Here is a 26,100-nt window from a genome sequence, read left to right as displayed (position 1 = left end):
TGCCGTATGGCCTACTTTGACGCTGCCTCCGCCGTTCCGCTCCACCCCGTCGCGCGTCAGGCGCTGCTGGCCTCCTTGGACGAGGGCTGGGCGGATCCCGCGCGGCTGTACCGGGAGGGGCGCAAGGCGCGGATGCTGCTGGACGCCGCGCGGGAGGCGGCGGCCGAGGCCGTCGGCTGCCGCGCGGACGAGGTGGTGTTCACCTCCTCGGGGACGCGGGCCGTACACACGGGCGTCGCGGGGGCGTTGGCCGGGCGGCGGCGGGTGGGACGCCACCTGATCGTGTCGGCGGTCGAACACTCCTCCGTCCTCCATTCGGCTGAGGTGTTCGAAGCGGACGGCGGGACGGTGACCCGGGTGCCGGTGGACCGGATGGGGGCGGTGGACCCGTCCGGCTATGCGGACGCGCTGCGCGAGGACACCGCGCTCGCCGTGCTCCAGTCGGCCAACCACGAGGTGGGCACCGTGCAGCCGGTGGCCGAGGTGGCCGGGGTGTGCCGGGCGGCCGGGGTGCCGCTGCTGGTGGACGCGGCGCAGTCGCTGGGGTGGGGGCCCGTCGAGGGTGACTGGTCGCTGCTGACGGCCAGCGCGCACAAGTGGGGCGGGCCGTCCGGGGTCGGGCTGCTCGCCGTGCGCAAGGGGGTGCGGTTCGCCGCCCAAGGGCCCGCGGACGAGCGGGAGTCGGGGCGCGCGCCCGGGTTCGAGAACATCCCCGCGATCGTGGCCGCCGTGGCCTCCCTGCGGGCGGTGCGGGCCGAGGCGGCCCAGGAGGCGGTACGGCTGCGGGAGCTGACGGAGCGGATCCGGGCCCGGGTGCCGCAGCTGGTGCCGGACGTCGAGGTGGTCGGCGACCCCGAGCGCCGGCTGCCCGGGATCGTCACCTTCTCCTGCCTCTACGTCGACGGCGAGGCGCTGCTGCACGAGTTGGACCGGGAGGGCTTCTCCGTCTCCTCCGGGTCGTCCTGCACCAGCAGCACGCTGACGCCCAGCCATGTGCTGAAGGCGATGGGCGTGCTGAGCGAGGGGAACGTACGGGTGTCCCTGCCGGCGGGGGCGGCCGAGGCGGACGTGGAGCGGTTCCTCGAGGTGCTGCCGGGCGCGGTCGCGGGGGTCCGGGAGAAGCTGGGCGCACCGGCCGCACCGGCCGCCCAGGAGGGCCCCGGTGAAGTGCTCGTCGACTCCCTCGGCAAGCGCTGCCCGATCCCGGTCATCGAGCTGGCCAAGGTGTTCGGTCAGGTCCCGGTGGGCGGCACGGTGCGGGTCCTCTCCGACGACGAGGCGGCCCGCCTGGACATCCCGGCGTGGTGCGAGATGCGGGGGCAGGAGTACGTCGGTGAGGAGCCGGCGGACGGAGGAACGGCCTACCTGGTCCGCCGGGTGAGCTGAACGCCCTCGAACGCCGGCCTCAGCGGAGGTGGGTGCGCACTTCGTCCCCGGCCTCGTCCCCGTACGCCTTCACGAACCGCTCCATGAAGTGCCCGCGGAGCAGCCGGTACTCCTGGGTCCCCACCGTCTCGATGACCAGCGTCGCCAGCATGCAGCCCACCTGGGCGGCGCGCTCCAGCGAGACGCCCCAGGCCAGCCCCGACAGGAACCCGGCGCGGAAGGCGTCGCCGACACCGGTGGGGTCGGCCTTGCGCTCCTCCTCGGGGCAGCCGACCTCGATCGGGTCCTCGCCGACCCGCTCGATGCGCACACCGCGCGAGCCGAGCGTGGTGACGCGGTGGCCGACCTTGCCCAGGATCTCGGCGTCGCTCCAGCCGGTCTTGGACTCGATGAGGCCCTTCTCGTACTCGTTGGAGAACAGGTACGTCGCCCCGTCCAGCAGCAGCCGGATCTCCTCGCCGTCCATGCGGGCGATCTGCTGGGAGAAGTCGGCGGCGAACGGGATCCCGCGCGAGCGGCACTCCTCGGTGTGGCGGAGCATCGCCTCCGGGTCGTCGGCGCCGATGAGGACCAGGTCGAGGCCGCCCACGCGGTCGGCGACGGTCTTCAGCTCGATGAGGCGGGCCTCGCTCATCGCGCCGGTGTAGAAGGAGCCGATCTGGTTGTGGTCGGCGTCGGTGGTGCACACGAAGCGGGCGGTGTGCAGGGTCTCGGAGATCCGGACCGAGGCGGTGTCCACGCCGTGCCGGTCGAGCCAGGCGCGGTACTCGTCGAAGTCGGGGCCGGCGGCGCCGACCAGGATCGGCTTGGTGCCCAGCTGGCCCATGCCGAAGGCGATGTTCGCGCCGACGCCGCCCCGGCGCACGTCGAGCTTGTCGACCAGGAAGGAGAGTGAAACCGTGTGCAACTGGTCCGCGACGAGCTGGTCGGCGAACCTGCCGGGGAAGGTCATGAGGTGGTCGGTGGCGATGGAGCCGGTGACTGCGATGCGCACGACGGCATTCTCCTGCGGGAGGCTGGGTTGACAGTTAACGCTACCCGGTTGGCCGCCCGCGCCGCAGCCGACGAAACTACCCGATAGTAGGTATTTCTTCGCACCCCGGAGCAGGCCTACGGTGCCGTCATGACGAACCTCAAGGTCCACTCCCCCGCCCCGGCCGACCTCGAGGGCGGTCTCGCCACGCTGCGCGGTGACTGCGCCCGGATGGCTCCGCACTGGGCGGTTCCCGAGCACCCCGAGTCCCGGCCGGTGCCGCCGTCCCTGATCCACGGGGTGAGCGTGCCGGCGCGTTCCGCTCGGCTGCTGGACGCCATGTCCGAGTACGGCGACTGAGGCGCGGGGCGCGTTCCGCAGGGAACCGCACGCTCCCCTCCCGCGTCCCATCGCCGTCCCCCACGCGGGGGAGGCGGGATACGACCAGCGAGGAGCGATGCGGTGAACACCGAGCGACCCGAGAACCGCGAGCACCCCGACGGCTCCGGACGCGCCGGGGGCTCCGGACACCCCGAGGACTCCGGCCCGGGCGGGCGGGCGCACCGGCGGCGGTCGCGGCTCGTCGTGGTCGCCGTGGCCGCCGCCGTGCTGCTGGCCGGCGGCGGTGGCGCCTACCTCGCGGCGAGCGGCGACAGCGGCGGTCGTACGGGCGGACCGGGCACGGCCGGCTCCGGCGCCACTCCCCCGCCGCTCGCGCTGGACGGCTTCGGCGGCGGTGTCGCGCCGGGCGAGCCGGACCCGTACGGCGCCGTGTACGTCGCCCAGGGGCGGTTGCCGGCCGGTCCCGGTTCCGCGCCGGTGTACGCGCCGAAGGGCGAGGTCGGCCGGGCCGCGGTGGCCCGGCTGGCCGAGGCACTGGGTGTCGACGGCGCCCCGGTGGCCGAGGGGCGGATCTGGCGGGTCGGCGGCAAGGACGGCACCGGGCCGAGCCTGACGGTGCACCGGGACGCGCCGGGCAGCTGGACCTTCAGCCGGTACGCGCCGGGCACCGACGACTGCAGGAAGGGCGCCCTGTGCACGCACGACCCGATGGGCCCCGCCGGCGCCCCCGTGAGTGCGGCGAAGGCGATCCGGGCCGCCGCGCCGGTGCTGAAGGCGGCCGGGCTGGACGACGCGAAGATCGACGCGAGCCAGGTGATGGGCGCCCAGCGGGTGGTCGACGCCGATCCGGTGGTCGGCGGGCTGCCGACGTACGGCTGGACCACCGGCCTGACCGTGGACCGGCAGGGCGAGCTGGTCGGCGGGCACGGCCTGCTGGGGGCGCCGGCGAAGGGCGCCGCGTATCCCGTGCTGAGCGCCGCGAAGACGCTGAAGCTGATGAACGCCGCGCCGAGGGGCGACCACCGGATGGGCATCGGCGGGTGCGCCGGCCCGGTGCCGCCGAAGGACCGGCTGGAGTGGCCGTGCCCCGCGTCCACGGGTGCGCCGAAGCGGGGGGCGGATGCGGGAGAGGACCAGGTCACCGTGGAGAAGGCGGTGTTCGGGCTGGCCGCGCACTCGGTCTCCGGGCGGCAGACGCTGGTGCCGTCGTGGCTGTTCCGGGTACGGGGGCCGGACGGGCAGGGGGCGTCCACGGTGTCGTACCCGGCGGTCGACCCCCGGTACCTGGCGCCCGCGGCCACGCCCTCGGCGCCCACCGCGTCCGGGACGCCCCGGACCGTGAAGGTGACCGGCTATCTGGCCGACGACCGCGAACTGACCGTGAGCTTCTACGGCGGTGTGTGCGCCGACTACACGGTGGCGGCGCGGGAGAGCGACGCGCGGGTGACCGTGAGCGTGACGGAGCATCCCTGGCCGGACAAGGTGTGCGTGCTGATCGCCAAGGAGTACGTGAAGACCGTACGGCTGGCCGCGCCGCTGGGCGGACGGACCGTGGTCGGCGCGGACGGCAGCCGGATCCCGCGGGCCAAGCCGGGGGCGTTGCGGCCGGACGCCTCGCCGCGGACCCGGCAGGAGAGCGCGGCACGTCCCGCCGCAGGCCGGTAGGACACCGCGGTACGACGAAGGCGGCGGCCCCCCGTGCAGGGGGCCGCCGCCTTGGCGGGCCGTCGGGCCGTGCGGGCGCTCGGCTCAGCTGAAGGAGTCGCCGCAGGCGCAGGAGCCGGTCGCGTTCGGGTTGTCGATCGTGAAGCCCTGCTTCTCGATGGTGTCCACGAAGTCGATGGTGGCGCCGCCCAGGTACGGAGCGCTCATCCGGTCCGTGACGACCTTGACCCCGCCGAAGTCCTTCTCCACGTCACCGTCGAGCGAGCGCTCGTCGAAGAAGAGCTGGTAGCGCAGGCCGGAGCAGCCGCCGGGCTGGACGGCGACGCGCAGCGCGAGGTCGTCGCGGCCTTCCTGGTCGAGCAGGGCCTTGACCTTGGCCGCGGCGGCGTCGGTCAGGATGATGCCGTCGGTGACGGTGGTGGTCTCGTCCGATACGGACATCTACATCTCTCCCGGGTTGTACGGAGACTGCTTGCCGACGAGTGCAACCGGCGCTTCCGCGGATTCATTCCGGGCCGGGCAGTCACGTTGTCGCGTTGGTGGTTCCCTCTTCATGCTCGCACACGCCCGGGAACGCCGACAGCGGCCCGAAGGGGGACGCGGGCGGGATTCACGTCACATCGACGCTATGGACATCGTCAAACTGACGTGAACCGGTTATGATAGATAGCGTCAGTTAGACGAAAAGTAGAAAGGGTGCGTGTCGTGACCACCGCCCAGACCCCGGAGCTCGACGTGCAGCCGACTCCGCTCGCCCTGCTGCTGCTCGGCCGGGAGGCCGACCCGAAGAGCGAGCGGGGCGTCGAGTGCCCCGGTGACCTTCCGTCGCCGTCCGACCCCGACCTGGTGGCGCGCGCCCGCGCGGCCAAGGAGAAGCTCGGCGACAAGGTCTTCGTGCTCGGCCACCACTACCAGCGCGACGAGGTCATCCAGTTCGCCGACGTCACGGGCGACTCCTTCAAGCTGGCCCGGGACGCGGCCGCGCGCCCGGAGGCCGAGTACATCGTCTTCTGCGGTGTGCACTTCATGGCCGAGTCGGCGGACATCCTCACCTCCGACGACCAGAAGGTCGTCCTGCCCGACCTCGCCGCCGGCTGCTCGATGGCCGACATGGCGACGGCCGAGCAGGTCGCGGAGTGCTGGGACGTGCTGACGGAGGCCGGGATCGCCGAGCAGGTCGTCCCCGTCTCGTACATGAACTCCTCCGCCGACATCAAGGCGTTCACCGGCAAGCACGGTGGCACGATCTGCACCTCGTCGAACGCCAAGCGGGCCCTGGAGTGGGCCTTCCAGCAGGGCGAGAAGGTGCTCTTCCTGCCCGACCAGCACCTCGGCCGCAACACCGCCGTCCGGGACATGGGCATGTCCCTGGACGACTGCGTGGTCTACAACCCGCACAGGCCCAACGGCGGCCTGACGGCGGACGAACTGCGCGCCGCGAAGATGATCCTGTGGCGCGGGCACTGCTCCGTCCACGGCCGCTTCAACCTGGACTCGGTCAACGACGTGCGCGAGCGCATCCCCGGCGTGAACGTCCTGGTGCACCCCGAGTGCAAGCACGAGGTCGTGGCCGCGGCGGACTACGTCGGCTCCACCGAGTACATCATCAAGACCCTCGAGGCGGCCCCGGCCGGCTCCAAGTGGGCCATCGGCACCGAGCTGAACCTGGTCCGCCGGCTGGCGAACCGTTTCGCGTCCGAGGGCAAGGAGATCGTCTTCCTCGACAGGACGGTCTGCTTCTGCTCGACCATGAACCGCATCGACCTGCCCCACCTGGTCTGGGCCCTGGAGTCCCTCGCCGAGGGCAACCTGGTCAACCGCATCGAGGTCGACAAGGAGACCGAGGCGTTCGCCAAGCTCGCCCTGGAGCGGATGCTGGCACTGCCGTAAGGATCTTCGTCTGTACGTCGGCAAGGGGCGCTTCCCGGGATCCGGGGGGCGCCCCTTTCGTGCCCCCGATCGCTCGCGCGGTCGCTCTCCGTCGCACTGCCCGGGTTCTCCCAGGTGTTCCTGCCCCCGACACGACCGCCCCGGCCGGGTGCCGGCGTGGTCGGGGCGGACTTGCGCAGACGAGGTCGACACCTAGCGCTGCAGCCATTCGAGCAGGTCGTCGTGGCGGAGCTGGTACGCCGTTCCAGCCGACCTCAGCAGACCGCGGTCGTGGCACCAGCGCAGGAAGCCGGCCAGGCGCCATGGCAGCCGGCCCCTGGTCGCGGCGATCACGCCGAGATACTGGCGGGTGGTGATCGCCACGAACCCGGGACCGGCGGCCAGACCGCAGGCCGCGGCCGTCACGGCGGCGAACGGCCAGGGAACCCTCAGCCAGTCGACGAAGAGCAGCGCGTAGAACGCCACCCCCGCCATGACGGCGCCCGAGACCAGCCCGGCCAGCGCGTCGTTGCGCAGGGGGGACAGCGGGGTGGGCACGCCCGCCGGATTCGGGTCGGGGTCTCCGCCGCCTCTGCGCCGGGCCCCTCGCAGCCCCGCCCGCACCCCCACCACCAGGCCGATCGCGCCGGCACCGAAGCCGGCGGTGAGCCCGACGAAGTCGCCGAGCCGGCCGGCCGCGAACCCCGCGATCAGCATCACGGCCAGAGCGGTCGGCACGGCGGCGGCGACCAGCCGGCCCCGGTCGACGTCGACCCGTACCGACAGGGCCAGGCCGAAGCCGAAGACGAACGCGAACGCGCCGCCGGCGGCCAGCGCGAACCCCTGGCCGAACAAGGGCGCCAGGGGCAGCATCAGTACCCCGCCGAGCACGGTGCCCAGGCCCACCCGGCTCCAGCCGAGCCGGCCGCGCAGCCGCTGGAACAGCATCCGGCGGGGCTGCACATGACGCCCCCGTGCCTCCCAGGCGGAGACCAGCGGGGCCGGGGTGAGCAGAGCCAGCAGCACCGCCCCGGACAGCGGAAGCGCACCATTGCGGTGGAAACACAGGGCCAGCAGGACGAGGGCGGGGAGCCAGCAGACGAGGGTGATCGCCACCGCGGTGTAGCGCGCCGCGCGCGGCCCCGCGACCGGCCACAGGGTGTGGACTTCGAAGTCCCGGGATGACGTGAAGCCGCCCCCGTCGGCCGGCGCCGCGTTGCCCCCGCGCAGGCTCGCGGCGAGGAGCCGCAGCCACCGGGTCACGTCCCGCGCCGCGTAGCGCGGGCTCCGCTCCGCCGGGTCCGCGCCGCACACGGTGGGGATCAACGCCTCCAGGAGTGCGGCCCGCACCTCCTGCCGGGCTGCCGGGGAGTCGGGGACGCCCGCGAACGACCCGATCCGTGCGGCGCCCGACTCCGAACGGGACACCAGCGACGCCAGCGTCAGCGTCCACGGCGACGTCAGCGCGGCGGCGGTGGCCGTTCCGGGGGCGAACAGGGTCTGCTCCATCGCGCGCAGCCGGGCCTGGTCCAGGGCCCGCTCGATCAGATACCGCCGGCCGTCCGCAGCGCCCACGTCCTCGATCCGGACCGTGGCGCAGTCCAGCAGGCGGTCACCGGCGCGGCTGAGTGCCGTGTACTCGGTGGCGCGGCAGGTCAGGACCAGCGGCCCCTCGAAGGCGTTGAGCTGGGCCAGGGCGGTGACGGCCCTGGACCGGGCGCCGTCCGGCGGGTCCAGTTCGTCCAGGCCGTCCAGGACCGGCATGATCCTGCCGGTCGCCAGCAGGTGGCGCGCCGTCAGGACCGAGCCGCTCAGGTACTCACGGGCCACGCGAGCGGTGAACCAGTCAGTGAACGGCACGGCGGCGGTGTCCCACTCGGCCAGGCCCATGGGCACCGGGACCGGACCCTGGTAGCGCCGGCGGCTGAGCAGCCGGTGGACCAGTTCGTAGGCGAGGAGCGTCTTGCCGGCGCCCGGCCCGCCGGTGATGACGAGCCGCTTGGGTACGAGTTCGTCCAGGAAGTCGGCGATGCGCGCGAAGTCCCCGCGCGGCCAGGCGCGTTCCGCGTCCCTGCCGCCCTGCGGCACGGTGGTGAAGGTCACGTTGATGGCCTTCTTGTCGCCGCCCAGCAGTTGCCGGCGCCGACGCGTCACCTCCCCCAGCACCGCCTCGGACAGCTGGTCGCGGGCGGCCTCCCTACCGTCTCCGGGGCGGTGCGGGGAGCGCAGACGCAGGATCGACCACATCGCCACGATGCCCGCGAAGAACGAGCCTATGACCCAGGCGAGGCCCGCGGACCTCGGACCGAGCCGCAGGGACAGCAGGAGGGTCACGACGCCGCCGCCCAGCGCGGACAGCGACGCCTCCGGCATCCGGTGCCGCAGGCGCGGCGGCGGCATGCTGACCGGCAGGAGTTCCGGACCGGTCGGCGGGTCGGCTGCCGGGCCACCGATGTCCTCGATGACCAGGTGGACGCCGTACGTCTCCAGGGTCTGCCGGAAACCGGGCAGTTCGGACAAGGCGGTGACGGGAACGGCGTCCAGCACTCCGAGGGCCAGGGCCTTCTCCGCCCGCAGGACGGCCACCAGATGGGGCCCGCACAGCACGGCCGTTCCCGAGCCGCCGTGCCATCCCGCCCGCCCCGGCACAATGCCGGTGTCGACATGCACCGTGAGCAGCCCGGACTTCATGGCGTGCAGGGGGTCCACATGGCCCCGCACGGGCATCGTGTCCCGTTCGTACCGCGAGCGTTTGGCCGCGTCGGGAAAACCAAGGCCGAGGCACGGCACGCGGTCCCGGCCGGTGACGCGCCCGTACCGTACCGGCGGGCCGGGCGGTGGCCGCCACTGCGGGGCGGTGATCCGCACCAGTGCCCCGTCCGCCTCGGCGGGCAGCTCCGCGTCGGCCTGCCGCGGCAGCCACACCACGTCGGCGGGCAGCCACTCGGTGCGCCCCAGCCGGTCCAGCTGCCGCACCTCGACCCGGCCGCCGGCCTGTGTGCCCTCCAGGACATGGCAGGAGGTCAGTACCAGGTCGTCACCGAGGACGTAGCCGCTGCCGGTGTGCCGCCCGGCCGGATTCCAGATCTCGACGACCCTCGCCTCGTCCATGCGCCGCCTCGTCCGTCACCCGCTGAGCCGCCGCGCGTCCGCCGTGGTGGTCACAGCGGACGCCGGTCGGAATCGCCGGCGATGCGCAGGTCGTCACCGTGACCGTCCACGGGTTGCAGGGTGAGCTTGATGCGATGGGTTTGCGCGAGCCCGACCGATCCGTTCGCCTCCACCGTCCAGGGCAGCACGAACACCTTGGCCTTGGCCCCGCCTTCCTTCCTGACCTCCACGCTGAACTCCAGCTCCACCGGACCGGTGGTGAACCGCACGGATTCACCGCGGCCCTCCTCCAGCGCACCCTGCAGCGCGGAGCGGACGGCGCTGATGGTCTCCTCCAACTCGGCCCACGGTTCCTGCGCCACGTCGTAACCCCCCGGTCGCGACCGAACATGCCTGGGCGGTAAGGAAGTTGGCACCTGCCGAGCCCGACCCGGACCGCCGTGCCCGACCGTACCGGATCAACCCGGCCCCGCGGAACGCCTCAGCAGCCACTCCGGGCCGACAGGCCGAAGCCCCCGCAGCCGTCGCGTGCGACTGCGGGGGCTTCGGGAGAGCGGCGTGCGCGTCAGACGCCCGCCGGTTCCGGCGTGCGCCGGGTCTCCGGGTTCTGCCTGGCGGTCCGCTTCTGAGCGCGCCGCTCCTTGCGGAGTTCCAGCATCGCGTAGAGCGTCGGCACCAGCAGGAGTGTCAGCAGGGTCGAGGTGATCAGGCCGCCGATGACGACGACCGCGAGGGGCTGGGCGATGAAGCCGCCCTCGCCGGTGACTCCGAGGGCCGTCGGGAGGAGCGCGAAGATCGTCGCCAGGGCCGTCATCAGGATCGGGCGCAGGCGGTGGCGGCCGCCCTCGATCACGGCCTCGACCACGCCGTATCCCTGCCCGCGGTACTGGTTGACCAGGTCGATCAGGACGATCGCGTTGGTCACCACGATGCCGATCAGCATCAGCATGCCGATCACCGCCGGGACGCCCATCGGGGTGCCGGTCGCGACCAGCAGGCCGATCGCGCCCGTCGCCGCGAACGGGACGGAGACCAGGAGGATCAGGGGCTGCGCGAGGGAGCGGAACGTGGCCACCGGCAGCATGAAGACGATCGCGACGCCGCCAGCATGGCCAGGCCAGTTTCTTGAACGCGTCGTTCTGGTCCGAGGTCACCCCGCCGATCTCCGCCTTCGCGCCCGCCGGGAGCTTCAGCGCCTTGATCTTCGACTGCAGTTCGGTGCTGACGGCGCCCGTGTTGGCACCGGCCGGCCTGGCCGTGATGGCGGCGGCGCGCCGGCCGTCGATCCGGGTCAGCGACACCGGGCCGTCCACCAGCTCCACCGTGGCGATGTCGCCGAGCCTGACGGGGCCGAGGCGCAACGCCTTGAGCTGGGCCGGCGTGGTCGCGGGCTTGGCCGACTTCACGACGACGTCCCGCTCGGTGTCGTCGAGGACCGCCTTCGCCGCCGTCGTCCCTCGCACCGCCTGGGCGACCGCCGCGCCGAGCTTCTGGTCGTCGAAACCGGCCGCCGCGGCCTTGGCGTTGGCCTTCACCGAGATCCGCGGCACGCTGGTCGCGAGGTCGCTGGTGACGTCGGTGACGTGGTCCAGGCCGGCGACCGCGGAGCGCACCTGCTCGGCCGCCGTGCGCAGAGCCTGCGGGTCGGCGGCCTTCACGCGATCGAGTCGTCGACGGCCCGGCCGATGGCGATGGTCAGCGCGCCGAGCGTGAGCATGTTCAGGAGCAGGCCGCCGGTCCACAGCACGATCAGGGCGAGGACGACGGACAGCGGGATGGACACCGCCGTGACCAGCGTCGAGCGGACCGACGCGAGGAAGACCAGGATGACGAGGACCGCGAAGAGCAGGCCGAGGGCGCCCTCCGTGGTCAGGCCCTTGATGGACCTGGAGACGGCCGGGCCCTGGTCGCTGACGACGGTGAGCTTCGCGCCGGAGCCGAGCTGGGCGCGCAGGCCGGGCAGCTTGTCCTTGACCGCGTTCGAGATGGTGACCGCGCTGCCGTCGTGGTCCATGGTCACGGTGACGGCGAGGCTGGGCCGGCCGTCGGTGCGGGTGACGGAGTCGGCCGGGGCCGGCTGCTCCTGGACCGCGGCCACGTCGCCGAGGCGTACGGGCTTGCCGCCGTTCTGGCCGGTGACCATGAGGTCCTGGATCTGCCGCAGCGAGATGAAGCCGCCGCCGACCTGCACGGTGCGGCTCACGCCGTCCTCGTCGAAGGAGCCGGCCGGGACCGTCGCGCCGCCCGCCTGGAGCGCCTGGCCGAGCGCGGCGGAGGTGAGGCCGGCCCGCGCCGGCTTCGCGTCGTCCCGGGTGACCGTGACCTGCAGGCCGCGGACGCCGGTGACCTGGACGCGGCCGACGCCGTCGATGTCCTTCAGCGCCGGCACGACTACGGCGTCCAGCTGGTCGGCGAGGGCCTGCTGGTCCTTGGTCGGAGGTGGCGGCGAGGACCACGGTCGGCATGTCGTCGGTGGAGCCGGAGACCACCTGCGGGTCGACGCCGTCCGGGAGCTGGTTGCGGGCCCGGTTCACGGCCTGCTGAACGTCGGAGACGATCCGCTTGGTGTCGTTGCCGTGGTCGAAGGACGCCATGATGACGGCGTTGCCCTCGCCGGCGGTGGAGGTGACGCCCTTGCCCAGTACGCCAGGGTGGAGATCACTCCGTCCGCGGCCGCACCAGCCCCGACTCGTACGCGATCACCACGAGCTGCGCCCGGTCACGCGCGCCCAGCTTGGCCATGGCCCGGTTGACGTGCGTCTTCACCGTCAGCGGGCTGACCTGGAGGCGTTCGGCGATCTCGTCGTTGGAGTGGCCGCCGGCGACCTGGACCAGCACCTCGCGCTCCCGCCCGGTGAGGGCGCCGAGCCGCTCGGAGCGGGCGGGGTCGCGGCCGTCGTCGCCGTCGCCCTGGGCGAGGAACCGGGCGATCAGCCCCTTGGTGGCGGCGGGCGACAGCAGGGCCTCGCCGCCGGCCGCGACCCGGATGGCGTTCAGCAGCTCCTCCGGCTCGCTGCCCTTGCCGAGGAAGCCGGAGGCGCCCGCGCGCAGCGCCTGGACGACGTAGTCGTCGACCTCGAACGTCGTCAGGATGACCACGCGGACCTGCGCCAGGGAGGGATCAGAGCTGATCAGGCGGGTGGCGGCCAGCCCGTCCGTGCCCGGCATCCGGATGTCCATGAGGACGACGTCAGCGGCCTGCTCCTTGGCCAGCAGGACCGCTTCGGCCCCGTCGGAGGCCTCCCCCACCACCTCCATGTCGGGCTCGGAGTCGACCAGCACCCGGAACGCGCTGCGCAGCAGGGCCTGGTCGTCGGCGAGCAGGACACGGATCGTCATGCGGTCTCCCCCGGGGGCCGTCGCACGAGCCCGGTACGGGTCCCGGCGCGGGTCTTCACGGTCTTGCCCGTTCTCGTCCTTGCGGGCTCAGCGGTGTTCACGCGTCTCGGTGCGGGTCTTGAGGGGCAGGATCGCATGGACGCGGAAGCCGCCGCCGTAGCGGGGCCCGGTGGTCAGGGTGCCGCCGAGGGCGGTGACCCGCTCGCGCATGCCGATCAGTCCGTGCCCGCCGCCGCCCCCGGGCGCCCCGGCCGCGCCCGCCCCGTCGTCCAGGACGGTCACCTCGATGTCCGTCCCCACCCGTACGACGCTGACCTCGGCCCTGGCCCCGGTTCCGGCGTGCTTCTGCACATTGGTCAGGGCCTCCTGGACGATCCGGTAGGCGGCCAGGTCGACGGCGGCGGGCAGTTCGGCGCCCTGGTCGGCGCGGGCCACCTCCACCGGCAGGCCCGCGTTGCGGAAGGTGTCGGCCAGCTCCTGGAGCCGGCTGAGCCCGGGCGCGGGCTCGGTCGGGGCCTCGGGGTCGCCGGACTGGCGCAGCAGACCCACGGTGGCGCGCAGCTCCTCCAGCGCGGCGCGCCCGGCCTCGCGGACGTGCGCCAGGGCCTCCTTGGCCTGGTCCGGCCGCTTGTCCATGACGTGCGCGGCGACCCCGGCCTGCACGTTCACCAGGGCGATGTGATGAGCGACGACGTCGTGCAGATCGCGGGCGATGCGCAGCCGCTCCTCGGCGACCCGGCGGCGGGCCTCCTCCTCACGGGTGCGCTCGGCGCGCTCGGCCCGCTCCTGGATCGCCCGGACGACCGCACGGCGGCTGCGGACGGCGTCCCCGAGGGTGGCCCCGATGCCGGTCCAGGCCAGGACGCCGAGGTTCTCCTGCGCGTACCAGGGCAGCGGGCCGGCCAGCATGGCGGCGGCCGTCAGCACGGTCATGGTGAGCAGGCCGACCCGCCAGGTGGTGGTGCGGTCGGTGGTGGCGGCGACCGTGTAGAGGGCGACCACGGCGGACATCGCGACCGGGGCGCGGGGGTCGCCGGTGACGGACTCGATCACGGAGAGGACACCGGTGACGGCGAGCACGGTCTTGGGGGCGCGGCGGCGGAAGACGAGCGCGGCCGCGGCCAGCACCATCAGCAGGAGGCTGAGCAGGTCGGGGGTGCGCAGGCCCCAGGTGACACCGTTCGCTCCGCGGGGCACGACGAGGGAGCCCGCGACCATGCACACCAGCACGCCCGCGGCGATGGACGCGTCCAGCGCGAGGGGGTGCGCCTTCACACTGCAGCGGGCGCGGTCGAGAGTGCTCACGGAGGGAACAGTACGGCCCGCCGTCCGGGTGCCGGTGCCGCCGAGGAGTACCCGGACGGCGCTACCCCGGGATCAGCCCCTCGTCGCCGAGCATCGCCCGGACCTCCGCCAGCGACGCGTCCGGAGACGGAAGGATCAGTTCCGAGGGCTCGAGCGCGTCGTCGGGAAGGGGCGTGCCGAGACGGCGTACGGCGTCCAGGAGCGCGCCCAGGGTGCGGCGGAACGCCGCCTCGTCGCCGCGCTCCATCTCCGCCAGCAGCTCGTCGTCCAGCTTGTTCAGCTCGGCGACGTGGGAGTCGTCCAGCTGCACCTGGCCCTCCCCCATGATCCGTACGATCACGTCCGCCTCCTCGGCTCGGGTCCCGGCGCCGGGCTACTGCTTGTCGAAGCGCGGGGTGTCCTGCGGCTGCTGCTGGGTCTGCCCCTGGCCGGTACCGCCCTCGATGGCCTGCTGCGGGGAGCCTCCGGCCAGCTCGGCCTTCATGCGCTGCAGCTCCAGCTCCACATCACTACCACCGGAGATCCGGTCCAGCTCGGCGGCGATGTCGTCCTTGGCCATGCCGGAGGGGTCGTCCAGGGCGCCGGAGGCGAGCAGCTCGTCGATGGCGCCGGCGCGGGCCTGCAGCTGCTGCGTCTTGTCCTCGGCGCGCTGGATGGCCAGGCCGACGTCGCCCATCTCCTCGGAGATGCCGGAGAAGGCCTCGCCGATGCGGGTCTGGGCCTGGGCGGCGGTGTAGGTGGCCTTGATGGTCTCCTTCTTCGTACGGAAGGCGTCGACCTTGGCCTGCAGGCGCTGGGCCGCCAGGGTGAGCTTCTCCTCCTCGCCCTGGAGGGTGGCGTGCTGCGTCTGGAGGTCGGTGACCTGCTGCTGGAGCGCGGCCTTGCGGGACAGCGCCTCGCGGGCCAGGTCCTCGCGGCCGAGCGCGAGCGCCTTGCGGCCCTGGTCCTCCAGCTTGGTGGACTGCTGCTGCAGCTGGTTGAGCTGGAGCTCCAGACGCTTGCGGCTGGTGGCCACGTCGGCGACGCCGCGGCGGACCTTCTGCAGCAGCTCCAGCTGCTTCTGGTACGAGTAATCGAGGGTCTCGCGCGGGTCCTCGGCCCGGTCAAGGGCCTTGTTCGCCTTCGCGCGGAAGATCATCCCCATACGCTTCATGACACCGCTCATGGGCTTCGCGCGCCCCCTTCTGACGGACTCCAGCTCACAGATCCTGCGACAGGACCCACAGTACGGGCCCTGACTCCATTACCGCACTGTTCGGGGACCGATGCGCTCATCCCCAAGGACGACTGCGGACCGCACCGCTCCGGCGTGAGGAGTAGGTGATGCCCTGCCGTATCCCCCGCGACCCCGTGCCGTAACGTCCCCTCTGTCCCCCTACAGACGTCCGGTGTTGCCGGATCGTTCCCCGTCGGGCTGGGGTCCATGCCGGTGAAGCCCTTACCCTTGGGTTTTGTGTTCCGTAGCCGTGCCAAGGAAGAGAAGGCCCCCGCCGACAAGGCGCCGGTGACCCTCTCCAAGCAGCCCCGTGACCCGCAGGCCCCGAAGGGCAGGCCCACGCCCAAGCGCAGTGAGGCCCAGTCCCAGCGGCGCAGCGTGGCCCACACGCCGACCGACCGCAAGGAGGCCGCCAAGCGCCAGCGCGAGGAGCGGCGCCGGGCACTGGAGCGGCAGCGCCAGGCGCTGGCCACCGGTGACGAGCGGTATCTGCCGGCCCGGGACAAGGGCCCGGTCCGCAAGTTCGCCCGCACCTGGGTGGACTCGCGGTTCAACGTGGCGGAGTTCTTCCTGCCGCTCGCCGTGGTCATCCTGGTGCTGAGCGTGGTGCGGGTGCCGCAGATCCAGTCGATCGCGCTGCTGCTGTGGCTCGTGGTGATCGTGCTGATCGTGCTGGACTCGGCGGTCAGCGGCTTCCGGCTGAAGAGGCGCCTCAAGGAGCGCTTCCCGGACGAGAACACGCGCGGCGCGGTGCCCTACGCGCTGATGCGGTCGCTGCAGATGCGCCGGCTCCGGCTGCCGAAGCCGCAGGTCAAGCGCGGAGAGCGGCCCTGAGCGCAGACGCTTTCACCGGGGGTGCGGCCGAGGCCTGGCTGGACAAGTTGGGCAGGCTGCGTGACGTCGTACGCCAGGAGCTGGTGTCGCGGCAGCTGGACGAGCAGATAGCCGGGCGGTTCCCGGTCGGGCGGCGGCTGCGGGTGCTCGACGTCGGGATGGGCCAGGGCACGCAGGCGCTGCGGCTGGCCCGGCTCGGCCACCAGGTGACCGGCGTCGAGCAGGACGCGACGATGATCGCCGCCGCCCGCGAGGCGCTGGCCGCCGAGCCGGAGGGCATCCGGGAGCGGGTCCGGCTGGTGCAGGGTGACGGGCGGGACACCGGGGTGCACTTCCTGCCGGGCAGCTTCGACGTGGTGCTGTGCCACGGCGTGCTGATGTACGTCGAGGAGCCCGACCCGCTGGTGGCGGGCCTGGCGCGGATGCTGGCGCCCGGCGGGCTGCTCTCGCTGCTGGTCCGCAACGGCGACGCGCTCGCCATGCGGCCGGGCCTCGCCGGCGACTGGGCGGGCGCCCTCGCCGCCTTCGACACCACCAGCTATCGCAACCGCCTGGGCCTGGACGTACGGGCCGACAGGCTGGCCTCGCTCACCGCCACGCTCGCCGGGATCGCCGCCCCGCTGCACGCCTGGTACGGCGTCCGGGTGTTCACGGACACGGCGGCGGACGACGCGGGGATCCCGGACGACCTGGAGACGCTGCTGGCGGTCGAGGAGCGGGCCGGGCGCACGGACCCGTATCGCGGGGTGGCGGCGCTGCTGCACCTGTGCGGCGTGCGGGGCTGAGCCCGTTCGGGCCAGCACCGCGGGCCGGATGACCGGCGCCCACCGAGACTCGGGGTATGGACGCTTCCCCTGACCGTGCCCTGCGGAGGGCGGCCGTCGCCGCGCTGGTGTGCTGCCTGGCGGCCGGCTGCACCACCGGTTCCCGCCAGAACGCCTCCGCGCCCGCGGTTGCGGACGCGCCGAAGGCCGCGAGTGATCTGCAGAGCCAGTACCAGAAGGTCATCGAAAAGGCCCTGCCGTCGGTGGTGCAGATCCAGTCGAGCCGCGAGCTGGGCTCCGGGGTGGTGTACGACGGCAAGGGCCACATCGTCACCAACGCGCACGTGGTCGCGTCGCAGAAGACGTTCAAGGTGACCACGGCCAGCAGCGAGCAGCCGCTCACCGCGCGGCTGGTGTACTCCTACCCCGCGCAGGACCTGGCCGTGATCAAGCTGGACAAGGTGCCGGCCGGGCTGAAGGCGGCGGCGTTCGGCGACTCCGAGAAGGTGGAGGTCGGCCAGATCGTGCTGGCCATGGGCTCGCCGCTCGGGCTGTCGTCCAGCGTGACCCAGGGCATCGTCTCGGCGACCGGGCGGACCGTCAGCGAGGCCGGCGGGGGCACGGGCGCCACCCTGGCGAACATGGTGCAGACCTCGGCCCCCATCAACCCCGGCAACAGCGGCGGCGCGCTGGTCGATCTGGCCGGGCACGTCATCGGCATCCCGACGCTCGGCGCCGCCGACCCCGCCCTGGGGAACAGCGCGGCGCCCGGCATCGGGTTCGCCATCCCGGCGTCGACGGTGAAGACGATCGCCGGGCAGATCGTCGACAAGGGCCGGGTGACCAACTCGGGGCGGGCCGCGCTCGGCATCACCGCGCGGACCGTCGTGAACGACAACTACCAGCCGGCCGGGGTGGCCGTCGTCAGCGTGAAACCCGATGGCGCGGCGGACAAGGCGGGCCTGCGCACCGGCGACATCATCACCGGGCTGGGCGGCCGGTCCGTCTCCGACCTCACGTCCCTGGCGGTGGCGCTGGCCGGGGACGGACCGGGCCGGAAGACCACGGTCACCTACCAGCGGGACGGCCACGAGAAGAAGGCCACGGTGACACTGGGCGAGCAGTGACGAGGGGTACGGCGGTGGCGGCGCCCCGGTACGACGGCGGGAGCCGCCGGGGCCGCACCCCTCGCACCGGCTAGGCGGCGTCGGCGTGCAGGCTCATCGGCCCGTAGATCTCGGTGTTCTCCTCGAACAGCCGCACCTGGTCGGCGCCGCCCTCGAGGAGCGCCTTCCAGTGCTCGCCGATCCAGGACTCGGCGTCCCCCTGCGTGGTGAACTCCTCGGGCTGCACGGCGGGCTGGACCTCCGTCCCGTCGGCCTTCTCGAACCGCCACGTCCATGCCGTCATGTGGGCCTCCTTCGATCCAACACCTGCCCGCAGCGTATGCGCTCGGCGGGGCCGGCCGTGAGAGGTGGTGGATCATCCGCGGGTGAGGGGGGCGATGCCGGGGTGCTGGAGTGAGCGGTACCCGCGGGCGCGGGTGAGAATCGGGGCGTGGAAGTGACTCTGCTCGGTACAGGCGCGCCCGCCGGACTGCCCCGTCCCGACTGCCCGTGTGCCGCGTGCGCGACCGCACTCGGCCGGGAGGCCCGGGCCGCCACCGCCGTGCTGGTGGACGGGGCGCTGCTGCTGGACCTGACGCCGGGTGCGGCGTTCGCGGCGGCGCGGGCCGGGCGTTCGCTGGGCGGGGTGCGGCAGGTGCTGCTGTCGCATCCGCACGACGGCCCCGCGGTGGAGGTGCCGGCCGGGCTGCCGCAGCCCGGCCGGGTGCCGGACGGGCGGGAGTTGGCGCTGCTGACGGGCCATCGGGTGCGGGCCCTTGCGATGGACGCGGGCGGCACCGGCTACGCGGTGACGGGGCCGGACGGGCAGCGGCTGCTGTATCTGCCGCCGGGCGGCGCCCCGGCCGGTCTGGAGCAGGCGACGGCGGAGCCGTACGACATGGTCCTCGCGGACGTCGTGGGCCGCCCGGACGCGCTGGCCCGGCTGCGGGCGGTGGGCTCGGCCGGCCCGGCGACGGACGTGCTCGCCGTCCACCTCGACCACGACGTGCCGCCTGGTGCCGAGCTGGGCCGCCGGCTGGCGGCGGCGGGGGCGCGGGCCGTGCCGGACGGCACGACGCTGACGGTCGGCGCGTACGAGGAGGTGCCGGACGTGCCGCGCCGGACGCTCGTGCTGGGCGGGGCCCGCTCGGGCAAGTCGGTGGAGGCCGAGCGGCGCCTGGAGGCCTTCCCGGACGTGCTGTACGTGGCGACCGGCGGCACGCGCGGCGGGGACGCCGAGTGGGCCGAGCGGGTGGCGCTGCACCGGGAGCGGCGGCCGGGGTCGTGGCGTACGGCGGAGACGACGGACCTGGTGCCGCTGCTGCGCGAGGAGGGGCCGCCGCTGCTGATCGACTGCCTGTCGCTGTGGCTGACGTACGCCATGGACTCCGTCGGGGCGTGGGACGACGCGGAGTGGGCGGGCGGGGGTGAGAAGTCCCTGCGGGAGCGGGTGCGGGAGCTGACGGAGGCGGTGCGCCGCACCCGGCGGACCGTGGTGGCCGTGTCCAACGAGGTGGGGTCGGGCATCGTGCCGGCGACCGCGTCCGGGCGGCGGTACCGGGATGAACTCGGACGGTTGAACGCGGCGTTCGCGGCGGAGTGCGAGCAGGTGCTGCTGGTCGTCGCCGGTCAGGCGTTGGTGCTCCGGGGTTGAGAGGGCGCCCGGTGCTGGTGCCGCGGCGGGCGCCTGCCGACGCGTGCCGACGCGACCCGCCACGCGAACCCGGAGTCAGCCACGGTCCTTGCGGGCCACGATCCGGTACGCGTTGGAGAACGGTGTGCGGCGGAACAAGGGCGCCAGGGCGTGGTCCAGGACCGAGGCCAGTGCCCGCACGGGTGCCATGGCGGCTCTCGGCAGCGGGACCTGGGCGGCCGCCAAGGAGACCGCGCCTGACAGGTCGCAGGGCGTGTGGGGGGCCCTGCGGTCGACCACCAGAACCGTGCAGCCGAGGTTCTCCAGCTCCACGCGCAGATTCGCCGAAGGCACCAGGTGGAGGTGGCGGGGCTGGCCGTACGGGAGCCAGAACCTGCCGAGCAGCGCGGCGAACGCGCAGCGCGGGTCGGCGACTTCGACGACGAGGTGGCCGCCGGGGCGCAGGGCCGTGAGCGCGGCGCGGAGTTCGGCGCGCGGGTCGGGCGTGTGCTCGAGATGGCGGAACATGCTGACGACGTCGTAGCGGCCGCGCAGCCGGGCGGTCATGCCGGGCGTGGCGAGGTACCCGCGGTGGGCCTCCTCGACCCGCTCCTCCAGCTGGGCCTGCTGCACCCGGGCGGTCGGGTCCAGGCCGTCGAAGCTCGTGTACGGGAAGACCTCCTTCGCCGCCTCGGGGAAGCGGGCGTGGCCCGTGCCCACGTCCAGCCAGCTCTCCGCCTCGGCCAGCGCCGACAGCCGCCGGGCGGTGGCCCGGTGCCGCCGGCGCACCGCGCGGGCGGACAGCACGCGGGCGGTGAACCCCTCCAGCTGCCGTTCGTACAGGTCACGGTGGAAGAAGGCGAACCCTTCCGCCGTGAGCCGGGGGTTCTGGAAGACGTGGGCGCAGTCACGGCACTCATCGAGGACGAACCGGCCCGGCCGGTGCCGCAGCGGGTCCCTCGCGCGCACCCGGGTGCGCAGGCACCCGGAGCCGCACCAGGGGCAGTCCTCGCGGCGCGGTTCGAGGAACGGGTCGCAGGACCGAGGGAGGGGCGTCGGCGTGTGGGGCGAGGTCGGCATGGGCGGCTCCCTGAGCGACATTCCGCAGCAAACCGGAACGTATGGGATACCGATCCTGGGTGCAACGACGCCGCACGGGTGTGGTGACCCTGTGGCGCGGAAGCGTTCGGCCTCTGGCGGTACTGTTCGGCGAATGAGCAGGCTTAATCTGGACGACTTCACCGATCTGATCGAGCGCCCGGACGGGGGCGTGCGCCGTGACGCCGAGGCCCGGCGGGAGCGCCAGATCGTGCCGCCGGGAGCGTTGGGCCGCCTCGACGAGCTGGGCGAGTGGCTGGCCGCCGCACAGAGTGCCGTGCCGGTACGGACCGTGGAGCGGCCGAAGGCGGTCCTCTTCGCCGGTGACCACGGCATCGCCGGGCTGGGCGTCTCGGCGCGCCCGGCGGGCAGTGCGCAGCAGCTGGTGCGGGCCGCGCTGGAGGGCGGGAGCCCGGTGTCCGTGCTCGCGCGGCGGCAGGACGTGCCGGTGCGGATCGTGGACATGGCCGTGGACTGCGCGCCGGACGCCTTCCCCGAGGACGTCGTACGGCACCGCGTGCGGCGCGGCAGCGGCCGTATCGACATCGAGGACGCGCTCACCCTGGAGGAGGCCGAGGCGGCGGTGCGCGCGGGCGTCGCCGTCGCCGACGAGGAGGCCGACTCGGGCACGGACCTGGTGGTGCTCGGCGACATCAGCGTCGGCGGCACCACGGCGGCGGCGGTGCTGATCGCCGCGCTGTGCGGGACGGACGCGTCGGTGGTGACCGGGCGGGGCGGGCTTCCGATCGACGACCTGGCGTGGATGCGCAAGTGCGCGGCGATCCGGGACGCGCTGAGGCGGGCGCGGCCGGTGCTCGGCGACCAGTTGCAGTTGCTGGCGACCGTCGGCGGGGCGGATCTCGCGGCGATGACCGGGTTCCTGCTGCAGTGCGCGGTGCGGAAGCTGCCGGTGGTGCTCGACGGGGTGGTGACGGCGGCGTGCGCGCTGGTCGCGCAGCGGGTCGCGTTCCGGGCGCCGGACTGGTGGCTGGCCGGGCACGACAGCGGGGAGCCGGGGCAGGCCAAGGCGCTGGACCGGATGGCCCTTGAGCCGCTGCTGAAGCAGGGCGTGAGGGTCGGCGAGGGCACGGGCGCGCTGCTCGCGCTGCCGCTGGTGCGGGCCGCGGCGGCGCTGGCCGCGGAGCTTCCGGAGAGGGAGCCGAAGGAGGAGAACGAGTAGCCGGTCGCGTGGAAGCGTGCGCACAGCACACGCACATGTCCGATGTACGGTTCGCCGGGGCGGCCCCCATATGATCCTTCAGCATGGGAGATGCCCGAATTGCCGTTCCGCAGCAAGCCGAGTCGGGGCGCCCGGGTGAGCAGGGGCGGCGGGCCGGCGGGGCCTCCCGGCGGGCCGCCGCCGTCGCCGTCTGGTATCTGCGGACCGTCGCCTTCATCAACTTCCTCAGCGCGGCGTGGGTCTCGCTCGGCCAGGACGTGCGCCGGCACAACCAGGACGACTTCTTCACGCCGTACCTGCTGACGGCCGGTTTCGCCTCGGGCGTGTTCACCGCGTTCCTGGCGATCACCATGCGCCGCCGCAAGCGGGCCGCGTGGATCCTGAACCTGGTGCTCAGCGGCGCCTTCCTCGCCCTGTTCGCGTTCGCCATGGCGTTCCCCGAGATCCGGCGGTACCCGCAGAACTGGATCTCACTGGGGCTGACGGCCGTGTTCGTCGGCGCGCTGCTCGTGGGCCGGCGGGAGTTCTACGCCAAGGGCGACCGCGCCAATCCCCGGCTCGCGGCGACGGTCGCCGTGGGCGGCGGACTGGCCGCGAGCCTGCTGGCCGGACTGCTGGTGTCGGTCACCAACCAGGCGCCGGACGCGGCCCGTTCGACGTTCCTGGAGCGCTGGCACTACGGCACCCTGCGCCTGGTGTCGGTGGCCGCCGACGAGTCGCGCTTCCCCGGCATCTCCCCGCCGAACTGGGCGAACGTCGCCGTCAACGTGCTCAGCACCGCCCTCGTCCTCGCCGTGTTCTACGCCGCGTTCCGCTCCCGGCGCGCCGTCGACCCGCTCACCGAGGACGACGAGAAGCGGTTGCGGGCCCTGCTGGAGCGGCACGGCGACCGCGACTCGCTGGGCTACTTCGCGCTGCGCCGGGAGAAGAGCGTGGTGTGGTCGCCCACCGGCAAGGCGGCCGTCGCCTACCGGGTGGTCGGCGGGGTGAGCCTGGCCTCCGGGGATCCGCTCGGGGATCCGGAGGCGTGGCCGGGCGCGATCGTGCCCTGGCTGGCCGAGGCGCGGGCGCACGGCTGGATCCCGGCGGTGATGGGGGCGAGCGAGGAGGCCGGGACGGTCTACGCCCGGCACGGCCTCGACGCCCTCGAACTCGGCGACGAGGCGATCGTGGAGGTCGCCGACTTCACGCTGGAGGGCCGGGCGATGCGCACGGTGCGGCAGGCGTACAACCGGGTGAAGCGGGCCGGGTACGCGGTGCGGATCCGGCGGCACGAGGACATCCCGGCCGAGGAGATGGCGCATCTCGTCGAGCGTGCGGACGACTGGCGGGACGGCGCGACCGAGCGCGGGTTCAGCATGGCGCTCGGCCGGCTCGGGGACCCCGAGGACGGGCAGTGCGTGATGCTGGAGTGCACGGACGCCGAGGGCGGGCTGCGGGCGCTGCTGTCCTTCGTGCCGTGGGGGCCGCACGGGCTGTCCCTGGACCTGATGCGCCGCGACCGGGACTCCGACAACGGGCTGATGGAGTTCATGGTCATCGAGCTGCTGCGGCGGGCCGGCGAGATCGGGATCACGCAGGTGTCGCTCAACTTCGCGATGTTCAGGTCGGTCTTCGAACGCGGAGCGCGGATCGGCGCCGGTCCGGTGCTGAGGCTGTGGCGGTCGCTGCTCAGCTTCTTCTCCCGCTGGTGGCAGATCGAGTCGCTGTACCGCGCCAACGCCAAGTACCGGCCCATCTGGGAGCCGCGGTTCCTGCTCTTCGAGAAGAGCGCGGACCTGCTGCGCATCGGCGTCGCGTCCGCGCGTGCCGAAGGCTTCCTGGAGGCGCCGGGACTGCCGAAGTGGCTGCACCGCAGGCACCTGGAGACCCACCGGTGAGGATCGCCCGATGAGGAACGTGAGATGAGGCCGCCGGCCCGCTGGGCGCGCGGGGAGTGGGGGCCGCTGTGCGGCGCGGTGCGCGGAGCCCTGCGCGGGCGGGGCCTGCGGGCGGCGCCGATGACGCTCGGCGCGGTCGGTCTGACGGCCCTGCTGCAGTACGTGCAGAACCGGCCGTGGGGCTACCAGTTCGTGCAGGACATGGGTGCCGTACGCGCCCAGGACCCCCTGTGGCAGGCCCTGCTGCGCACCCCGCTGTCCCTCTTCGTGCCGGCGCTGGATCTGCCGGTGTGGGGCGCGCTGGCGCAGATCCTGCTGGTGTTCGGCATCGCCGAGATGTGCATCGGCTGGTGGCGGACCCTGGTCATCGCGTACGCCGCCACGCTCGCCGGGACCCTGTACGCGCGCACCGGCATCGCGCTCGGCGCGCACGCCCCGTTCGGGCTGCCCTGGACGGACGCGCAGGTCGTGGACACCGGCCCGTCGGCGGCCGTGGTGGGGCTCGCGGTGTACGTGAGCTGGCGCTACGGCGCGTACCTCACCTCGGGCGCGGTGACGCTGGCGATGGTCGCCGAGGTGCTGGTCAAGGAGAACCTGGCGGGCAAGGAGCATCTGGCCGCGCTGATGGCCGTGGGGCTGATCTGCCTCACGGTGGCGGTGCGGCACCGCTGCGCGCCGGGGCTGCGGCTCGGGGCGCCGGGCGCGTACGGCCGCCCGCCGCGGTGGTTCGCTCAGTGGCGGCCGGGCAGCCGGGCCGGGCGCGGGTCGGGTTTGCCGCCGATCCAGTCCTGAACGGCGCGGCGCGGCCGGGCCCAGCGGCGGTCGTGACGGTGGGCGCGCAGCTCGGCCTTGGCGCGGGCGCGGGGCCGGCGGCCGTAGAAGCGGCGGGCCCAGGGGGAGCCGGGTCGGGCCAGCCGTACGGCGCCGATCAGCGCGACCAGCGGCACGATCGCCCCGAACACCGCGATGCGGGCCTTGCCCTTGCTCAGGGCGACCAGCGCGAAGAGGAAGTTCATGGCGATGGTGGTCAGGGCGCCGCCGCGGTCCTTCAGCTCCTCCGGGGACAGGTCGTTGACGCCGAACGGGGAGAACCCGGCGAGCAGCAGCCCGACGAGCGCGGCGGCGAGCACGACGACCTCGACGCTCTTGCGGCCCTCCTCGCTCCAGTAGACGTCGTCCAGGTGCAGGATCAGCGCGAACTCGTCCAGGACGAGACCGACGCCGATCCCGAAGACCACGGCCGCGATGGCGCCGCCCGGGCCGCGCCGGTCGCTGGCGACCGCGCCGAACCCGCCGACGACGGTGAGGACGACACCGGGCACCGCGTGGTGGATGTGCAGCCCGCCCGCCTTGACGTTCCCGAACGGCCCTTTGCCGGCCCGGATCAGCCGGGTGATCACCCGGGTGACCACGAAGGTGAACAGGAAGGCGCTGAGGGCGAGCAGCAGGGGAAGCTTGCCCGGTTCGAGGATGTTCCGTTCCCACCAGTGCCCCATATGCGCACTTTATCCCCGAGGGCGGCGGACGGCTCCCGCCCGGGGCCCCACGGCGGCCCGGCGACCGCCGGGTAACCTTCGCCGGTGCCCACGTCCTCCCCTCACGACGCCCTCCGCTTCGCCTTCGGCACCCTCACCGCGCTGCCCGTACGGGTGCGCCGCTGGGACCGGGAAGCGGCGCGCGGGGGCATGCTGAGCGCCCCGGTGGCCGGGCTGGCCGTCGGCGGCTGCGCCGCCGGGCTCGGCCTGCTGCTGCTCGCGCTCGGCGCCGGCCCGCTGCTCGCCGCCGTCGCCTCGGTCTCGGTGCCCGCCGCCCTGACCCGCGGACTGCACCTCGACGGCCTCGCCGACACCGCCGACGGCCTGGGCAGCGGCAAGCCCGCCGAGGACGCGCTCAGGATCATGAAGCAGTCCGACATCGGCCCCTTCGGCGTCGTCACCCTCGTCCTGGTGCTGCTGGCCCAGGTCGCCGTGCTCGCCCAGCTGTACGGCGCCTCCTGGGCCCGGGGCGCCCTGGCCGCAGTCGTCTCGGCCGTCGCGGCCCGCCTCGCCCTCACCCTGGCCGCCCGCACCGGCGTGCCGGCCGCCCGCCCGGAGGGCCTGGGCGCGGCTGTCGCGGGGGTGGTGCCGGTGCCCGGGGCGCTGGCGGTCACCGCCGCGGTCACGCTCGGTTCGGCCGCCGGGGGTTCGGCCTTCGGCCCGTACGGCGCCCTGCACGCGGCGGCCGCGGTCCTGCTCGCGCCGGCCGCGGCCGAACTGCTGCTGCGCCGCTGCGTCCACCGCTTCGGCGGGGTGACCGGGGACGTCTTCGGCGCGCTGGCGGAGACGGCGGCGACGACGGCGCTCGTGGTGCTGTCGCTGGGCCGATAAACTCCTCGGCCGTACACGGACAAGCTGTTGCAC

The 26,100-nt window shown here is 73.7% G+C and carries 23 protein-coding genes and 1 pseudogene; 12 read left to right on the top strand and 12 right to left on the bottom strand.

Annotated features, from left to right (window positions below):
* Positions 1-6 precede the first annotated feature (6 nt).
* Complete coding sequence (locus OG956_RS26665) at positions 7-1,386, top strand: cysteine desulfurase/sulfurtransferase TusA family protein (RefSeq protein ID WP_330340529.1); 1,380 nt, start codon at positions 7-9, stop codon at positions 1,384-1,386.
* Between the two features lie 19 nt (positions 1,387-1,405).
* On the opposite strand, the gene OG956_RS26660 is transcribed toward OG956_RS26665, so the two are convergent.
* Positions 1,406-2,380 carry a carbohydrate kinase family protein gene (locus OG956_RS26660; protein ID WP_330340528.1) on the bottom strand — a complete coding sequence of 325 codons (975 nt, stop codon included), beginning with the start codon at positions 2,378-2,380 and terminating at the stop codon, positions 1,406-1,408.
* Positions 2,381-2,509: 129 nt separating this feature from the next.
* Between OG956_RS26660 and OG956_RS26655 the strand changes: the two genes are divergently transcribed.
* Together OG956_RS26655 and OG956_RS26650 are read left to right on the top strand one after the other, a co-directional pair.
* A complete protein-coding gene (locus OG956_RS26655) occupies positions 2,510-2,719 on the top strand; it encodes a hypothetical protein (RefSeq protein WP_330340527.1) in 210 nt (69 codons plus the stop codon).
* Positions 2,720-2,821: 102 nt separating this feature from the next.
* On the top strand, positions 2,822-4,366 hold the full coding sequence (locus OG956_RS26650) for a hypothetical protein (protein ID WP_330340526.1): 1,545 nt from the start codon (positions 2,822-2,824) through the stop codon (positions 4,364-4,366).
* Positions 4,367-4,450: 84 nt separating this feature from the next.
* Here the strand turns inward: OG956_RS26650 and OG956_RS26645 are convergent, their stop codons facing one another.
* Positions 4,451-4,807, bottom strand: coding sequence for an iron-sulfur cluster assembly accessory protein (locus OG956_RS26645; RefSeq protein ID WP_028422454.1), 357 nt, complete (start codon positions 4,805-4,807; stop codon positions 4,451-4,453).
* 255 nt (positions 4,808-5,062) lie between these two features.
* Between OG956_RS26645 and nadA the strand changes: the two genes are divergently transcribed.
* Entirely contained in the window at positions 5,063-6,256 is a 1,194-nt protein-coding gene (gene nadA / locus OG956_RS26640) for a quinolinate synthase NadA (protein ID WP_330340525.1), read from the top strand.
* Positions 6,257-6,448: 192 nt separating this feature from the next.
* On the opposite strand, the gene OG956_RS26635 is transcribed toward nadA, so the two are convergent.
* From OG956_RS26635 to OG956_RS26605, 7 genes and pseudogenes are all read right to left on the bottom strand, one after another.
* The gene (locus tag OG956_RS26635) at positions 6,449-9,346 is read right to left on the bottom strand and encodes a hypothetical protein (RefSeq protein ID WP_330340524.1); all 2,898 of its coding nucleotides are present in this window, start codon (positions 9,344-9,346) and stop codon (positions 6,449-6,451) included.
* Positions 9,347-9,396: 50 nt separating this feature from the next.
* The gene (locus OG956_RS26630; RefSeq protein ID WP_330340523.1) at positions 9,397-9,708 is read right to left on the bottom strand and encodes a trypco2 family protein; all 312 of its coding nucleotides are present in this window, start codon (positions 9,706-9,708) and stop codon (positions 9,397-9,399) included.
* A 203-nt stretch (positions 9,709-9,911) separates the two neighbouring features.
* Positions 9,912-11,735 (bottom strand): annotated as a pseudogene (locus tag OG956_RS26625) (efflux RND transporter permease subunit).
* A gap of 269 nt (positions 11,736-12,004) precedes the next feature.
* A complete protein-coding gene (locus OG956_RS26620; protein ID WP_330340522.1) occupies positions 12,005-12,685 on the bottom strand; it encodes a response regulator transcription factor in 681 nt (226 codons plus the stop codon).
* 87 nt (positions 12,686-12,772) lie between these two features.
* Complete coding sequence (locus OG956_RS26615) at positions 12,773-13,990, bottom strand: sensor histidine kinase (protein WP_330340521.1); 1,218 nt, start codon at positions 13,988-13,990, stop codon at positions 12,773-12,775.
* Positions 13,991-14,051: 61 nt separating this feature from the next.
* Entirely contained in the window at positions 14,052-14,330 is a 279-nt protein-coding gene (pspAA, locus tag OG956_RS26610) for a PspA-associated protein PspAA (protein ID WP_330340520.1), read from the bottom strand.
* Positions 14,331-14,363: 33 nt separating this feature from the next.
* Positions 14,364-15,155: a PspA/IM30 family protein gene (locus OG956_RS26605; RefSeq protein WP_330340519.1), complete on the bottom strand. Its 792-nt coding sequence runs from the start codon at positions 15,153-15,155 to the stop codon at positions 14,364-14,366.
* 258 nt (positions 15,156-15,413) lie between these two features.
* On the opposite strand from OG956_RS26605, the gene OG956_RS26600 reads away from it, so the two are divergent.
* From OG956_RS26600 to OG956_RS26590, 3 genes are all read left to right on the top strand, one after another.
* Complete coding sequence (locus OG956_RS26600; protein ID WP_330340518.1) at positions 15,414-16,040, top strand: DUF3043 domain-containing protein; 627 nt, start codon at positions 15,414-15,416, stop codon at positions 16,038-16,040.
* Between the two features lie 83 nt (positions 16,041-16,123).
* Complete coding sequence (locus tag OG956_RS26595; protein ID WP_330342955.1) at positions 16,124-16,825, top strand: class I SAM-dependent methyltransferase; 702 nt, start codon at positions 16,124-16,126, stop codon at positions 16,823-16,825.
* Between the two features lie 56 nt (positions 16,826-16,881).
* Entirely contained in the window at positions 16,882-17,931 is a 1,050-nt protein-coding gene (locus OG956_RS26590; RefSeq protein WP_330340517.1) for a S1C family serine protease, read from the top strand.
* A 70-nt stretch (positions 17,932-18,001) separates the two neighbouring features.
* Here the strand turns inward: OG956_RS26590 and OG956_RS26585 are convergent, their stop codons facing one another.
* Entirely contained in the window at positions 18,002-18,214 is a 213-nt protein-coding gene (locus OG956_RS26585; protein WP_055709718.1) for a hypothetical protein, read from the bottom strand.
* A 147-nt stretch (positions 18,215-18,361) separates the two neighbouring features.
* Here OG956_RS26585 and OG956_RS26580 point away from each other — a divergent pair, with 147 nt between their 5' ends.
* Complete coding sequence (locus OG956_RS26580; RefSeq protein ID WP_330340516.1) at positions 18,362-19,564, top strand: bifunctional adenosylcobinamide kinase/adenosylcobinamide-phosphate guanylyltransferase; 1,203 nt, start codon at positions 18,362-18,364, stop codon at positions 19,562-19,564.
* Between the two features lie 75 nt (positions 19,565-19,639).
* Here OG956_RS26580 and OG956_RS26575 read toward each other — a convergent pair whose 3' ends face one another.
* Positions 19,640-20,623, bottom strand: coding sequence for a methyltransferase domain-containing protein (locus OG956_RS26575; RefSeq protein WP_330340515.1), 984 nt, complete (start codon positions 20,621-20,623; stop codon positions 19,640-19,642).
* A 133-nt stretch (positions 20,624-20,756) separates the two neighbouring features.
* On the opposite strand from OG956_RS26575, the gene cobT reads away from it, so the two are divergent.
* The 3 genes from cobT (at position 20,757) to OG956_RS26560 (ending at position 24,493) form a co-directional block, all read left to right on the top strand.
* Positions 20,757-21,821 carry a nicotinate-nucleotide--dimethylbenzimidazole phosphoribosyltransferase gene (gene cobT, locus OG956_RS26570; protein ID WP_330340514.1) on the top strand — a complete coding sequence of 355 codons (1,065 nt, stop codon included), beginning with the start codon at positions 20,757-20,759 and terminating at the stop codon, positions 21,819-21,821.
* An 83-nt stretch (positions 21,822-21,904) separates the two neighbouring features.
* Positions 21,905-23,701 carry a phosphatidylglycerol lysyltransferase domain-containing protein gene (locus OG956_RS26565; protein WP_330340513.1) on the top strand — a complete coding sequence of 599 codons (1,797 nt, stop codon included), beginning with the start codon at positions 21,905-21,907 and terminating at the stop codon, positions 23,699-23,701.
* Positions 23,702-23,725: 24 nt separating this feature from the next.
* Positions 23,726-24,493 carry a hypothetical protein gene (locus OG956_RS26560; RefSeq protein WP_330340512.1) on the top strand — a complete coding sequence of 256 codons (768 nt, stop codon included), beginning with the start codon at positions 23,726-23,728 and terminating at the stop codon, positions 24,491-24,493.
* Here OG956_RS26560 and OG956_RS26555 read toward each other — a convergent pair.
* Positions 24,433-25,197, bottom strand: coding sequence for a hypothetical protein (locus tag OG956_RS26555; RefSeq protein WP_330340511.1), 765 nt, complete (start codon positions 25,195-25,197; stop codon positions 24,433-24,435). The genes OG956_RS26560 and OG956_RS26555 overlap by 61 nt on opposite strands.
* An 84-nt stretch (positions 25,198-25,281) precedes the next feature.
* Here OG956_RS26555 and OG956_RS26550 point away from each other — a divergent pair, with 84 nt between their 5' ends.
* On the top strand, positions 25,282-26,067 hold the full coding sequence (locus OG956_RS26550) for an adenosylcobinamide-GDP ribazoletransferase (protein WP_330340510.1): 786 nt from the start codon (positions 25,282-25,284) through the stop codon (positions 26,065-26,067).
* The last annotated feature ends 33 nt before the right edge of the window (positions 26,068-26,100 follow it).

The sequence above is a fragment of the Streptomyces sp. NBC_00557 genome (genome assembly GCF_036345995.1).
Taxonomy (GTDB): Bacteria; Actinomycetota; Actinomycetes; order Streptomycetales; family Streptomycetaceae; genus Streptomyces.
Note: the sequence above shows the minus strand (reverse complement) of the source record. Positions and strands in the feature narration are given on the sequence as shown.